The organism is Staphylococcus sp. AtHG25 (assembly GCF_003217445.1).
In the GTDB taxonomy this organism is placed as follows: Bacteria; Bacillota; Bacilli; order Staphylococcales; family Staphylococcaceae; genus Staphylococcus; species Staphylococcus haemolyticus.
Genome location: NZ_QJSN01000008.1, coordinates 15,258 through 29,453 on the forward strand (window position 1 = coordinate 15,258; position 14,196 = coordinate 29,453).

At 32.4% G+C, this 14,196-nt stretch carries 12 protein-coding genes; 1 reads left to right on the forward strand and 11 read right to left on the reverse strand.

Annotated elements, in window-relative coordinates:
- Positions 1 to 11: 11 nt before the first annotated feature.
- The 9 genes from mutS to BDW31_RS07375 form a co-directional block, all read right to left on the reverse strand.
- Entirely contained in the window at positions 12 to 2,663 is a 2,652-nt protein-coding gene (mutS, locus tag BDW31_RS07335) for a DNA mismatch repair protein MutS (protein ID WP_110709463.1), read from the reverse strand.
- 266 nt (positions 2,664 to 2,929) lie between these two features.
- Positions 2,930 to 3,421 carry an energy coupling factor transporter S component ThiW gene (gene thiW / locus BDW31_RS07340; protein ID WP_037551596.1) on the reverse strand — a complete coding sequence of 164 codons (492 nt, stop codon included), beginning with the start codon at positions 3,419 to 3,421 and terminating at the stop codon, positions 2,930 to 2,932.
- Between the two features lie 21 nt (positions 3,422 to 3,442).
- Complete coding sequence (locus tag BDW31_RS07345; protein WP_037551597.1) at positions 3,443 to 3,808, reverse strand: YlbF/YmcA family competence regulator; 366 nt, start codon at positions 3,806 to 3,808, stop codon at positions 3,443 to 3,445.
- Positions 3,809 to 5,353 carry a tRNA (N6-isopentenyl adenosine(37)-C2)-methylthiotransferase MiaB gene (miaB, locus tag BDW31_RS07350; RefSeq protein WP_037551598.1) on the reverse strand — a complete coding sequence of 515 codons (1,545 nt, stop codon included), beginning with the start codon at positions 5,351 to 5,353 and terminating at the stop codon, positions 3,809 to 3,811. It abuts the gene before it with no gap.
- A gap of 295 nt (positions 5,354 to 5,648) precedes the next feature.
- A complete protein-coding gene (locus BDW31_RS07355; RefSeq protein ID WP_037551599.1) occupies positions 5,649 to 5,945 on the reverse strand; it encodes a thiamine-binding protein in 297 nt (98 codons plus the stop codon).
- Between the two features lie 60 nt (positions 5,946 to 6,005).
- A complete protein-coding gene (locus tag BDW31_RS07360) occupies positions 6,006 to 6,617 on the reverse strand; it encodes a poly-gamma-glutamate hydrolase family protein (protein WP_037551600.1) in 612 nt (203 codons plus the stop codon).
- Positions 6,618 to 6,841: 224 nt separating this feature from the next.
- The gene (locus BDW31_RS07365) at positions 6,842 to 7,708 is read right to left on the reverse strand and encodes a 2-oxoacid:ferredoxin oxidoreductase subunit beta (RefSeq protein WP_037537287.1); all 867 of its coding nucleotides are present in this window, start codon (positions 7,706 to 7,708) and stop codon (positions 6,842 to 6,844) included.
- Positions 7,709 to 9,469: a 2-oxoacid:acceptor oxidoreductase subunit alpha gene (locus BDW31_RS07370; RefSeq protein WP_053024912.1), complete on the reverse strand. Its 1,761-nt coding sequence runs from the start codon at positions 9,467 to 9,469 to the stop codon at positions 7,709 to 7,711.
- 134 nt (positions 9,470 to 9,603) lie between these two features.
- Positions 9,604 to 10,398 carry a TIGR00282 family metallophosphoesterase gene (locus tag BDW31_RS07375; protein WP_053024911.1) on the reverse strand — a complete coding sequence of 265 codons (795 nt, stop codon included), beginning with the start codon at positions 10,396 to 10,398 and terminating at the stop codon, positions 9,604 to 9,606.
- Between the two features lie 159 nt (positions 10,399 to 10,557).
- Between BDW31_RS07375 and BDW31_RS07380 the strand changes: the two genes are divergently transcribed.
- Complete coding sequence (locus BDW31_RS07380) at positions 10,558 to 10,773, forward strand: hypothetical protein (RefSeq protein ID WP_037537291.1); 216 nt, start codon at positions 10,558 to 10,560, stop codon at positions 10,771 to 10,773.
- Positions 10,774 to 11,057: 284 nt separating this feature from the next.
- On the opposite strand, the gene rny is transcribed toward BDW31_RS07380, so the two are convergent.
- Together rny and recA are read right to left on the reverse strand one after the other, a co-directional pair.
- A complete protein-coding gene (rny, locus tag BDW31_RS07385) occupies positions 11,058 to 12,617 on the reverse strand; it encodes a ribonuclease Y (protein WP_011275913.1) in 1,560 nt (519 codons plus the stop codon).
- 386 nt (positions 12,618 to 13,003) lie between these two features.
- A complete protein-coding gene (recA, locus tag BDW31_RS07390; protein WP_037551602.1) occupies positions 13,004 to 14,050 on the reverse strand; it encodes a recombinase RecA in 1,047 nt (348 codons plus the stop codon).
- Between the last annotated feature and the right edge of the window lie 146 nt (positions 14,051 to 14,196).

Here is a 14,196-nt window from a genome sequence, read left to right on the forward strand (position 1 = left end):
TTCAAACACCTCTATCTCAATTGGTTTTGTAATTCACTTAGTTTTAGTAATGCTTCAATAGGCGTCATGTTTGATATATTAAGATTTTTAATCTGTTCCTCAATTTTACTAGTCATTGTTTCTGAATCAAATAAATCGAATGACGCTTGCTCAAATTCATTCTCATTTGTATACTTTGTTGTTTGAGACTTTTTATCATTGTTATTTGCATTTTGTGCGTCATAATCTGCAAACCCTTCCACTGAGGCTGAATCTTTAAGAACAGTAATGTTAGAATACTCTTCATTATCAGAAGCATTTTGACTTTGTTCAAAAGCATCTAATATAACTTGTGCACGGTTAATAACTTCATCTGGCAAGTTAGCTAGTTTCGCTACTTGAATACCATAACTATCATCTACAGCACCATCTTTTACTTTATGTAAGAAGATTAATTCACCTTTGTATTCATCCGCAGCCACATGAACATTTTTAAGATTTGGTAGTGCTTGATCTAAAGTCGTAAGTTCATGATAGTGTGTTGAGAATAAAGTTTTCGCATGAGATGTTTGAGCAACATATTCAATCATTGCTTGAGCTAACGCTAGCCCATCATATGTTGAAGTTCCTCTACCAATTTCATCGAAGATTATTAAACTATCTTCTGTTGCGTAAGTTAATGCTTTTTGTGCTTCTAACATCTCTACCATAAATGTACTTTTTCCTGATACTAAATCATCTGCAGCACCTATACGAGTGAATATTTGATCAAATATTGGTAATTCTGCTTTATCACAAGGAACATAAGCCCCCATTTGAGCCATGATGCTTATGATTGCTACTTGTCTCATGTAAGTTGACTTACCAGACATGTTAGGACCAGTTATTAGATATATAAAGTTATCTTTATCTAATTTACAGTCATTAGGTACATAGTCATTGTAGTCCATCACACGTTCAACAACAGGATGGCGAGAGTTCTCTAAGCTTAGCGTTTTATTATCACTAAATTCAGGTTTAACATAGTTGTATTTTTGTGCAATTTCAGCAAAACTTTGTAGGCAGTCAAGTTCAGAAATGATTTTAGCCTGTTTTTGTAGTCTTTCAGTGTACGTTTTAATGTGTTCTCTTAGGCGAACAAATAGTTGATATTCAAGATCTACCGCTTTATCTTCTGCACCTAAAATAATATCTTCTTTTTCTTTCAATTCATCTGTAATGAAGCGTTCGGCATTGGACAATGTTTGTTTACGGTGATAGCCAAATTTACTAGGTTCAAATCCTTGTAAATTTGCTCGTGTGATTTCTATAAAATAACCAAACACTTTGTTAAAACTGATTTTAAGAGATTTAATACCTGTACGCTCTCTTTCTTTAGCTTGTAATTGTGCTAACCAATCTTTTCCATTTTTAGAAGCTTCTAAGTATTCATCTAATTGTTTACTAAAGCCTTGTTTAAATAGACCACCATCCTTAATGGAAATAGGTGGTTCTTCGATTAAACTATCTTCTAACACTTGTAATAAGTCTTCTAATGGTTCAAGGGAACTAAATTGATTTGATGCTACGTCATTCATACTTTCAAGTAAAGATTTAATATTAGGTATCTCTGAAATTGAATGTTTAAGTTGAATTAAATCACGCGCATTGACATTGCCATAACTGACACGGCCAACAAGTCTTTCTATATCATATACTTGATTTAAATATCCTCGTAATGTATCTCTCTCAATAAAGTGATTTATGAATGATTCTACTACACTTAGTCTTTCTTCAATTCTTTCTTTATTGATTAATGGTCTGTCTATCCATTGCTTAAGGCGACGTGCTCCCATCGGCGTTTTAGTTTCATCCATTAACCATAAAAGTGTTCCTTTTTTAGATTTTAATCTAATACTTTCGGTTAATTCTAAATTTCTTTTAGCATAGTAGTCCATCTTCATAAAATCCACTGCAGCATACGTTATTGCAGTTTCTATGTGAGACAAATCTCGTTTTTGAGTATGATAAACATAATCGAGTAATAGTTGTGTTGCTAGATACATATGATTATTAGTTAATTGATTCACTTCATAGCTTGCATCGGAAATAGATTCTCTAATTGTTATAGTTTCTGTAGTTAAATAGATTTGCTTTTTAAGATTTTCATCAATTTCTTGGTTAACAACGATTTCATTAGGATTAATAGTTACAATTTCATTAATCAATGTATCTTCATCTTCAATTTGAGTGGCTTTTAACTCTCCTGTAGAAATATCACAATAGCTAAGGGCGTAGTTACTATCTTGTTTAATGAAACTTAAAATGTAGTTATTTTGATTTTCATCCATACCACCTTGTTCCATGACTGTTCCAGGTGTTACAACTCTAACTACTTCGCGTTTTACCATACCTTTAGTTTGTTTAGGATCTTCCATTTGTTCACAAATTGCTACTTTATAACCATTATTTATCAATGTTTCAATATAGCTATTAGCGGAATGATACGGAACACCACACATAGGTATTGGATTCTCTTTTTTAGCATCTCTTTTAGTTAATGTAATTTCTAATACCCTTGACGCTTCTTTAGCATCTTCAAAAAACATTTCATAAAAATCGCCTAATCTGAAGAATAATAAGCAATCTTGATATTGCGATTTAATTTTTAAATATTGTTGCATCATCGGTGTCGTGTTTGACATATTTTCACAACCTTACTAATTTTTTCCGATTTATTACATGCTTTTAACTCATATATTTTAACATATGAAATGTTACAACGCTCGTGAGTTCATTTTATTGATTTTATTTATTTTTTAGAGTTTAGTTAAAAAATGATTCATCTTAATTTACAAATAAAAAAGATTATCACAACAAAATATAGAACACATACGTTTCATAAACGACTGTACTTTATTTTGGAATGATAATCTCAAATCAACTAAATCAATCTCTTATTTCCAAACTATTATTGTTTAAATCTATCTAGTAAACCTCTTTTTTTCAACATTATAAGTAAGAAATAACTAATAGCAGCTCCGATAAAACTTGAAATAATAAATGCTATCATTAAGGGTTTGACAAAGAAATCTTGCATACCTAAAACCCACGCCATTGGTATGCATAAAAGACTTCCTATAATGCCTGTACCAATTACTTCACCAACAGCAGCCATAAAGATATGTTTTCTATACATATAGAATACACTAGCCAATAGCACGCCAATCATACTGCCAGGAAATGCAAAAAAACTACCAGTACCAAATAAATTTCTTATGATTGATGAAATTAATGCTTGAGCTAAACCGTACCATGGCCCTACAAATACTGCACATAACACATTGATGAAATGTTGAACAGGTGCTGCTTTGACAGGACCTAAGGGTATGATAATAATACTGCTTAATACAACATTAGTGGCAATTAACAGTGCAGTAAGTGTCAATTTTCTATTGTTCATAGTGCGTATCCCCTTCTTCCATTAATCCTTATGTTCATCCTCATTATGTTCATTCAAACGATCTTCCATTGTGCTTATCATTAGTTGTAATAAATCGTTTGCTTCATACTGAGCAGAACGAAATTCTTCCACTATTGGTAATTCATTAATTTCATGTTCTAGCGCTTCAATTTCATTTTCTGATTGTTGATAAGCATGTTGTTTCCCATAATTTTGAAAATTAACAGATTGCTTTTGTTGTTTTTTTAAGCGATTCATTTTACTTTCAATATTACGATTTTCATGAATTTGTTTCTCTATATTTTGATAAGATTTTATAAGATCTAAATTTTGAATTTTACTCGTGAGTTGATCGGCTTGTTTTAAAATATCATCTTTACTATACATTTAATTTGTCACCAATGGTGCATCGTTAAATTCTTTGAATGTACCATTTAATGAATATTGTTTTGTTTCATCAATTTCAACATTTACTAACTTACCGATTGCCTCACGTGGACCTTTAAAGTTAACTAACTTGTTCTTTTCGGTATAACCTGCTAAAACTGTATCATCTTTTTTACTTGAACCTTCACATAGAACAGTTACAGTTTTGCCTTCATATTGATTCATAGCTTTTTCTGAATAATGTCCTACTTTTTTATTTAAACGTTGTAATCGTTCTTTTTTAACGTCTTTAGGAACATTATCTTTCATTTTTGAGGCAGGTGTACCATCCCTTTGAGAGTATAAATACGTATAAGCGTGCTCAAATTGAACTTCGTCATATAGTGATAGTGTCTCTTCAAATTGTTCTTCAGTTTCGTTTGGATATCCAACAATGATATCAGTAGTTAAAGCTACATTAGGTATTGATTTTTTTATTCTATTAACTAGATCTAAATAACTTTCTCTTGTATATTTACGTCCCATAATTTTCAATACAGCATTATTTCCTGATTGCACGGGTAAATGGATATGAGGTACAATATTGCCACCTTTAGCTATTACTTCAATCATTCTATCTGTAAAATCCCATGGGTGACTAGTAGTAAAACGTACTCTTGGAATATCAATTTTGGAAATATCTTCTAATAAATCTCCTAATCCATACTCTAAATCCTTAATATCTTTTCCATATGAGTTTACATTTTGACCAAGCAAAGTTATTTCTTTATAACCATCTCTCGCTAAACCGCGAACTTCTTCAATAATATCTTCTGGTCTACGACTGCGTTCTTTACCTCTAGTAAAGGGTACAATGCAATATGTACAGAATTTATCACAACCATACATAATATTAACCCATGCTTTTGTACTACCTTCACGTACTTTAGGAAGGTTTTCAATAATGTCGCCTTCTTTAGACCAAACTTCGACAACCATTGCTTTAGATAGGTATGCTTCTTCTAAAATTTCAGGTAATTTGTGAATATTATGAGTTCCAAAAATCATATCCACATTTTGGTATGATTTAAGTATTTTATTTACTACTGACTCTTCTTGTGACATACATCCACATACACCAATTAATGCTTCTGGTCTATTCTTTTTTAAATGTTTTAAGTTACCAATTTCACTAAACACTTTATTTTCAGCGTTTTCACGAATCGCACATGTATTTATCAAAATAACGTCCGCTTCGTTGATATCTTCTGTGGCAGTATATCCTAAGGCTTGTAATATTCCTGCCATTACCTCAGTATCATGTGCATTCATTTGGCAGCCATATGTTTTTATTAAGAATGTGCGACCTTTGCCCATCCCTTCAAACTTGTCTTCTATATGAAAGTCACGATTATAATTTATATTTTGTTTTCCACGTTTACGTGCTTCTTTTAAACTAGGTGGTTGATAAATTTTTTCGAAATATTTACTATAATCTTTTTCTACTTTTCTATCGCGTTCATCAAGGATATTTATCGTACCAGCTTTTCTTTGTTCTTCGTTCACTTTAAAAAATTCCTTTCTATATGCCCTTATATCATTAGTTAATTATATTAAAATTAATAATAAAGTGCAAAAAGAGTTGAAATAGTTAATAAATTTGTCATTTAAAAAGTGGAATAGGGTGGGATAGAAATAATATTTTTACAATATTTATTTAGATGTAATCTTAGCAAAGCAAGATTGACTAGCATTAAAAAAGCTTGTTATAGGTTTTTTAGATCAGTCAACTACTGCCATTATAAAAAATATAGCCTAAGACACAGATTTATGTCTTAGGCTTATCTCATTTAAACTTTACTTACTCGTTATCAAATTTTCCTGTTAACGTTTCAATTGTGATGCCAGCTGGTACATGGTAGAACTTAACTTGACTTATAATGCTCGGACATTCTAATTCAACCATACGTTCATGCAATTTTTGGATTAAAATTAAGCATTCGCTCATATCACCTTGAACTGTGGTCTCAAGTGGGCCAACTCTAAAATGCAATCCAGAATCATCAATAATTTTTATTGCCTCATCTACATAAGGTATAACGTCTTCATTGTTTGGCGTTTTCGGAACGATTTGAATACTCATTAATGTGTCTTGCATTAACAATCACCTCATTCAATATTATTACCTTAATTTTACCACGCCCTTATTTAACTTGCCTTAATTAATTGCCGAGTTAATTGCTTGGCCAAAATCATACATTTTATCATCCCAATTTGATTCATCCATTCTACTTTTACGATTAAACTTATTATTTTTAAATAAAGACTTTCTTAAACTAGATGTTAATTCTATTTGTACCCCAACTTCATTTTTCGTACAATTAACTATATTATCATCTTGAACACCAGACATGTGATTCGGTGCTTCTTTAACTTCTACACCTATTTGATTTAATTCATTAGCAATACGCTCTTTTAATTGATTATCTTTACCACCGATATAAGCAACGTCTTCTTCACCAAGACATCCATGAATTGTCACAGCACGTTCACTAGATTTTACTAAGTTCATTGCGATATCATTATCATAGTTTATAGATGTCACATGCAATTCATTGTTTCCTTTTGTTCGAATACCGTTAAAGACGAAATAATTAAATTGCCCTTCATTAGCAATGACCCTAGCAATTTCAGAAGTGGCTGGTTCAATTCCACCACCATGTATTGCCAAAATCGTTACGTCACTATCTCTATCTTCAGTCATTATCTCCCAATCCTCATTCTCAATTGTCTCATTTTGTAATTCTTTCATAGAATGATATTTATCCATTGTAAAAACCTCTCTTAAGTATAGTGTTATTACTATTCTTTCCCATTTTATAGGTTCTAAAAAGTATTTAAATGATTTTTAACAATGATTACTTAAACTAAAATATTTTAATATTTTCTATACATCATTAAACTATGGTGTTATTATTTTCCATAAAAAAATTTAAAGTTATAAAAAAACTCACTTCAAAACTTAAGGCGTTTTAAAGTGAGCTCATACAATTTCTATACAAATTGAGCAGTTAAGTTATTAAAATCTTCTTCTGTTATATGAATATCGCGTTTAGATAATGCACTTTCATTTAATTCTTCAATTTGAGACTCATATGATGGTGTTTCAGTATCTTGATATACAATACCTTTAACTAGTGATTCATGATCTAGAACAGTCTTCATTGCTAATTGTTTATCTGAAGTATCATAGCCTTCGATATCTTCTAAACTAGTTAAATGTTCTTTAAACCAATCATATGTGTTTACTTTGTTGTATGTTACACATGGTGAAAAGACATTTACAAATGAAAAACCATCATGGTTAATCGCATCCTCAATTAGTTTAGTTAATGCTTTAATATCACTAGAAAAGCCTTGTGCTACAAATGTAGCGCCTGATGATAAAGCTAATTCGAGTGGTGCAACATTCTTCTCGATATTACCTTTAGGGGTAGATTTAGTAACAAAACCTACTGCAGATGAAGGCGACGTTTGACCTTTAGTTAAGCCATAAATTTGATTATCCATAACAATATAAGTCATATTCATATTTCGTCTTAAGGCGTGTATGGTATGACCCATACCAATAGCGTATCCATCGCCATCACCACCAGAAGCAATAACTGTTAAATCCTTGTTAGCCATTTTAACACCTTGCGCTAATGGTAAAGCACGTCCATGTATGCCATGTACACCGTATGAATTAATGTAACCAGATAGTCGTCCTGAACAACCTATACCAGTAATAATTGCTACTTCCTCTGGCTCTAACCCTACATTAGCTGCCGCCTTTTGAATAGCTGCTTGAACTGAGAAATCACCACAACCGGGGCACCAATTTGGCTTCACATTATTTCGAAAATCTTTAAATGTAGCCAATTATACCAACTCCTTACTTTCGCTTACTACTTTTTGTCCTTTAGATTCAATTTCATGAGGTAAGAAAGGTGTTCCATCATACTTAATTTGATTTATTAATTTATCTTGAATAGTTGTATTCATTTTAAGGATATTTGAAAGTTGACCTTGATAATTATGTTCAACAACAATAACTCTAGATGCTTTATCGATAGCTTCTTGAATGACATCTTTCGGCATAGGATGTAGTTGTCGAATCTGCATTGTATTTACTTTTATACCTTGAGCATTTAGTCTTTCTGCGCCTTCTTGAATTGCACCTTTACTAGATATGAATCCTATAAATAGAATATCCGCTTCTTCATGATGCTCATCTAACTCAACAGGCTTTTCAATTAGTATATTTGATGTTTTACGCATTCTTTTTTCCATTTGTTGACGTCTATTTTCAGCCGCTTCACTCGGTTTACCTTCTTCATTATGTTCAACGCCAGTTACATGGTGTATGCCACCTTTAACGCCCGGAATTGGTCTAGGTGATATTCCATTTCCTGTTAATGCATATCTTCTAAAGTATTGTTTATCGTCTTCTTCACGTTCAATATCAGATTGTAATAACTCGCCACGATGTATTTGAATTTTATTATAATCTAAGCGTTCGACTGTTTGTTTACCTAACGATAATTGTAAGTCACTCAATATAATTACTGGGCATTGATATTCTTCGGCTAAATTAAAAGCCTCAATAGTTAAATAGAATGCATCTTCAGCATCTGTAGGAGCAACTACTATTTTAGGTATATCTCCATGCGTACCATAAATCATTTGCATTAAATCTGATTGTTCTTGCTTGGTTGGTAAACCTGTAGATGGTCCACCACGTTGAGTATTAATAATGACTAAAGGTGTTTCAGTCATACCTGATAGGCCTATGGCTTCCATCATAAGTGATAAACCTGGACCAGCACTAGCAGTAAATGCTCTGACACCTGCATAATTAGCACCAATTGCCATATTGGCTGCAGCAATTTCATCTTCAGTTTGTACTACCGTACCGCCTACTTTTGGGACGTTTGCAATCATATATTCCATAATTTCAGATGCCGGTGTAATTGGATAAGCAGCCATGAAACGAGAACCAGCTGAAATCGCACCTAATCCAATGGCATCATTACCAATCATATATAAGTGTGGATTCTCTCCAGTCGTTTGTAGTTTGAAGTCTCCTTGTAAATCATTTAATTGTTCTTTCATCAATGTATAACCTTGATTTAGAGCTTCAATGTTCATTTCTACAACTTTTTCACCTTTTTTAGTAAACATATTAGTTATAAGGGTTTCAAATGTTGCAGTATCTAAATCCATGATTGCACATGTTGCTCCTATAGCAACCATATTTTTCATTAATGCAGTACCTAATTCTTTAGCTGTGCTAGTAAAAGGTAATTCAATAAGTTGAGCACGACATTGTTCAGGTTTTGTCGGTTTAGCTTTTGCATCAGCAATAATAATGCTATCTTCACGCATTTCATGATGATTCAATTCAATCGTTTCTTGATCAAAAGCCACTAGAATGTCTAAATCATCACTGATTGCATGTACAGGTGCAGTAGATACTCTAATTTTGTTATTAGTATGTCCACCTTTTATACGACTTGAGAAATGTCTATATCCATATAAATAATAACCTTTACGGTTCATTGCTGTGGCAAAGATTTCTCCAGTCGATTCGATACCTTCACCTTGTTGTCCGCCCACTTTCCATGATATTTGTGATTTCATATCATATGCCTCCTGTGGAATTAATTCATAATAAATCATAACAAAAATAACCACCGTCTTACTATGACAACAGTGGCAATTATTTAAATTCATACTAATGGACTATATTCGTTCATCTATAAATTTCTTTTAAATTATTTATTAAATGGATGATCGTCATTAATTAAAATTCTTTCAATTCGCTTTGTTTTTCCATCTTTATCTAAATCTATAATAACACCAGATAGAACACTTCTTCCATCATCCGGCACAACATGACGTTGTGGTAAGCTTGTGATAAATCTCTCTATTACTTCATCACGATTAATACCTAATATACCATCGTAATATCCTGTCATACCAACATCAGTAATATACCCTGTGCCATTCGGTAGTACACGTTCATCTGAAGTCTGAATGTGTGTATGCGTACCAACTACCGCACTTACTCTACCATCTAAATACCATCCCATTGCATTTTTTTCTGATGTCGTTTCTGCATGAAAATCAACAAATATAAAATTAGTCTCTTTTTTAGCCTCTTCAATAAGTTGATCAGCTTTTTTAAAAGGGTCGTCGATATCTTGCATAAATGAACGGCCTTGCAAATTAATAATTGCTAATTTAATATCATTAATTTGAATAAATCTCATGCCTACACCAGGTGCTTCACTTGGAAAATTAGCGGGTCTTACCATTCTGTTTGCATCATCAATAAAGTCATAAATTTCACGTTGACCGTATGTATGATTACCCATCGTCATGAAATCTACGCCATCTCTTAATAATTGTTTATATAACTTTTCAGTTAGACCCTTACCGTGCGCTGCATTTTCAGCATTAACGATACTTACAGTAGGTCTATATGATTGTTTTATTTTAGGTAAATATTCAGCAATCGCATTTCTTCCAACTTTACCTACGATATCTCCAATAAATAATATCCTCATTGAATGTTCATCCTCTCATAAAAATAGTTTAATTCATATAGGTCTATAATAAAAGAGGATATTCATACTCTTTTTAAATTTGATATCTATTTGCTTTAGCATGTATACAACATATGTTAAGATAGGTTTATCAAAAGTAATAGGAGTTGTAAAATTTACATGTCAATTAATATTGATCCAGAGAAGTTTGCAGAATTAGTGGTAAAATCTAATCCATCTAAATCTGAAGATGCAGAAGATATCGCTAAAGAAAGTCTTGAATTATACATCAACGCTTATCGTTTAGCTGAAAGATATTCAAATATTGCTACTAATTGCTATGATACAGCAGAAATAATTTCTGAATTAAGAAAAACAGATTTACAACTTAAATAATATATAAGACTATCAATTAAGGATAAGCATAAACATCAAATAGTTTAAGTTTACAATGAAAATTTATATTAAATGATTGAACTTTGAGTATGTCCTCAATTAGTTTGTACTTTTTGGTTCTAGTCATCTATTTGGAGTGAGACTATGAATTCGTAATGAATTCAATCTCACTCTTTTTTAATGACAACATTTCACCTACTTTATTAAATTCAATTAATAATTGAATTTTAACTGAAAAGAAAACAAAAGAAAAAAACAGACCCAAAATTTGGATCTGTTAAAAACTATTTCGCATACTCTACTGCTCTTGTCTCTCTTACAACTGTCACTTTGATGTGACCAGGATATTGTAATTCATCTTCTATTTGCGTTTTAATGTCTCTAGCCAGTCTGTATGACTTCAAGTCATCTATTTCATCAGGGGAAACAATAACTCTAATTTCTCGACCTGCTTGAATAGCGAATGCTTTTTCTACACCATCATAACCTTCAGAAAGTGTTTCTAAGCGTTCTAATCTACGTATATAGTTTTCAAGCGTTTCTTTACGAGCACCTGGTCTAGCCGCAGATAATGCGTCAGCAGCTGCTACCAGAATTGAAATAATAGAAGTAGGTTCAACATCACCATGATGAGAGTGAATAGCATTAATTACAGTTTCATTTTCTGCATATTTTTTAGCTAATTCAACACCTATTTCTACGTGGCTACCTTCAACCTCATGATCTATCGCTTTACCAACATCGTGAAGTAATCCAGCACGTTTGGCCAAGCTAACATCTTCTCCTAGTTCAGCAGCTAGCATTCCAGATAAATGCGCCACTTCAATAGAATGTTTCAAGACGTTTTGACCATAACTAGTTCTATAATTTAGACGACCTAAGACTTTAACTAAGTCTGGGTGCATATTATGAACATTGATTTCGAATGTTGCTTGTTCACCAGCATCTCTAATAATGTCATCTACTTCTTTTCTAGCTTTATCTACCATTTCTTCAATTCTGCCTGGATGGATGCGCCCATCTGAGACTAAATTAACTAATGCTGTACGCGCGATTTCACGTCTAATTGGATCAAAACCAGATAAAATAACCGCTTCTGGTGTATCATCAATGATTAAATCAATACCTGTTAATGTTTCTAAAGTTCTAATATTTCTACCTTCTCTACCAATGATACGACCTTTCATCTCATCATTTGGTAAATTAACTACTGAAACTGTTGATTCAGTTGTATGGTCAGCAGCTAATCTTTGAACGGTAGTAGCTAATAATTCTTTTGCTTTTTTATCAACTTTTTCTTTAGCTTCTTTCTCTTTTTCTTTAACAAGTACTGCAATATCTTGTGACAGTTCTTCTTCAACCCTTTGAAGTTGTTCATTTACAGCTTCTTCTTGAGTGAGACCGGAGATGCGTTCTAATTCTTGTTCATGCTTCATTATTAATGTCTGAACACTACTCTCTTTTGCATCTACTTGTTGTTGTCTTTCTTCAAGTTTAGATTCTTTTTGTTCTAAAATCTCATCTTTTTTATCGAGAAGATCAGATTTTCGATCTAAATTTTCCTCTTTTTGAAGAAGTCGGGCTTCTTGTCTTTGAAGCTCACCACGTCTTTCACGTAGTTCTGATTCAGTTTGTTCTCTTATGATTTGGTTTTCTTCTTTTGCCTCTAATAATTTTTCCTTTTTGATATTATCAGCTTCTTTTTGACCTTGCTTGATAATATCATCAGCAGTTTGTCTAGCTTGTAATTGCTTTTGATGCAATAAATTTCGGGCTACAAAATACCCCACAACAACCCCTAGAATAATCCCCAGCAAAATGAGTAGGAGGTTTAATAAATTCACATAAACACCTCCTTTTTCTAGGTATTTGCTTTGTATATCAAAATCTCTTTATGATTTTTATAAATGTATAATAACTATACATATTAATTGTACGTTTATTAACTTGTTAGTGTCAAGATATGAAATTGCACTGTATTTAGAATTTACATATATTACTTACTATATGTAAGTTTATATAAAAACAAAAATCCTACTACAATGTTAAGTGATAAAAACTGCCTCCTAGTATTTCATTTATTCAATGCTTAATACTGGGGTAGCTTATCAAATGTAGCAGGCTTATTTCATATAATAAAAGTAAATTTTAGTGAACTGACGTATTTTACTAAAACTTTATCGCTATATAGTTAGCGAAATATTCACTCCAATAATTAAAATTGTAAATACTATTCTTCATCGAATAAGGTTTGCGGTGCATCTTCTTCTTTTTCATCAACATCTCCATCGAAAATACCGAGTTTTTCTCGTAACTTACGATCGATTTCTTCTTTAACTTGAGGATTTTCCTTAAGGTATGTTTTTACATTTTCTTTACCTTGACCCATTCGATCACCATTATATGAGTACCATGCACCTGATTTATCTACGATGTCATTTTCAACACCAAGATCAATCAATTCACCTTCTTTAGAGATACCTTGACCATACATAATATCTACTTCAGCGACTCTAAAAGGTGGTGCAACTTTGTTTTTGACAACTTTAATTTTAGTTCTGTTACCAACAATTTCTTGGCCTTGTTTTAACTGCTCAGCACGACGAACTTCTAAACGAACAGAACTATAGAATTTTAATGCACGTCCACCAGGTGTAGTTTCTGGGTTACCAAACATTACACCAACTTTTTCACGAATTTGATTAATGAAAATGGCTGTTGTATTTGATTTTGAAATTGCACCAGATAATTTACGTAACGCCTGTGACATTAAGCGAGCTTGAAGTCCTACATGCGTATCGCCCATTTCACCTTCAATTTCTGCTTTAGGTGTTAATGCAGCAACAGAGTCAACTACTACAATATCAACCGCACCACTTCGAACGAAAGCTTCAGCAATCTCTAAACCCTGTTCACCATGGTCTGGTTGTGATAGATACAAATTATCAATATCTACACCTAATGCTTCTGCATATACCGGATCAAGTGCGTGTTCGGCATCGATAAATGCAGCAACGCCACCGTTCTTTTGTACCTCTGCAATAGCATGTAAAGCTACTGTTGTTTTACCAGAACTTTCTGGTCCATAAATCTCTATAATTCTACCTTTAGGATATCCACCTACACCTAGTGCGTTATCTAATGTAACTGAACCACTTGAAACACTTGAAACACGGCGTCCTTTATTATCGCCTAGTTTCATAACGGCACCTTTACCGAATGATTTTTCCATATTTTTTATAACTGTATCTAAAGCTTTTTGACGATCATTATCCAAAGCGAAACCTCCTATTAATGAGTTAATCATCGTATTAATATCTTAATTAATACTATACATTCAATTGAATCTAATTACAAGCATTTTGCGAATATTTGTTCGCTTTTAACAATGTTAGACAAGATAAAATCGAACAAACGTACTAA

What these genes read in the sequence shown, in the direction of transcription:
- thiW (WP_037551596.1), bottom strand. Translation starts at nt 3,421, where the DNA reads ATGAACAATAGAAAATTGACACTTACTGCACTGTTAATTGCCACTAAT.
- mutS (WP_110709463.1), bottom strand. Translation starts at nt 2,663, where the DNA reads ATGTCAAACACGACACCGATGATGCAACAATATTTAAAAATTAAATCG.
- BDW31_RS07355 (WP_037551599.1), bottom strand. Translation starts at nt 5,945, where the DNA reads ATGCAAGACACATTAATGAGTATTCAAATCGTTCCGAAAACGCCAAAC.
- BDW31_RS07375 (WP_053024911.1), bottom strand. Translation starts at nt 10,398, where the DNA reads ATGAGGATATTATTTATTGGAGATATCGTAGGTAAAGTTGGAAGAAAT.
- BDW31_RS07380 (WP_037537291.1), top strand. Translation starts at nt 10,558, where the DNA reads ATGTCAATTAATATTGATCCAGAGAAGTTTGCAGAATTAGTGGTAAAA.
- BDW31_RS07360 (WP_037551600.1), bottom strand. Translation starts at nt 6,617, where the DNA reads ATGGATAAATATCATTCTATGAAAGAATTACAAAATGAGACAATTGAG.
- BDW31_RS07345 (WP_037551597.1), bottom strand. Translation starts at nt 3,808, where the DNA reads ATGTATAGTAAAGATGATATTTTAAAACAAGCCGATCAACTCACGAGT.
- BDW31_RS07370 (WP_053024912.1), bottom strand. Translation starts at nt 9,469, where the DNA reads ATGAAATCACAAATATCATGGAAAGTGGGCGGACAACAAGGTGAAGGT.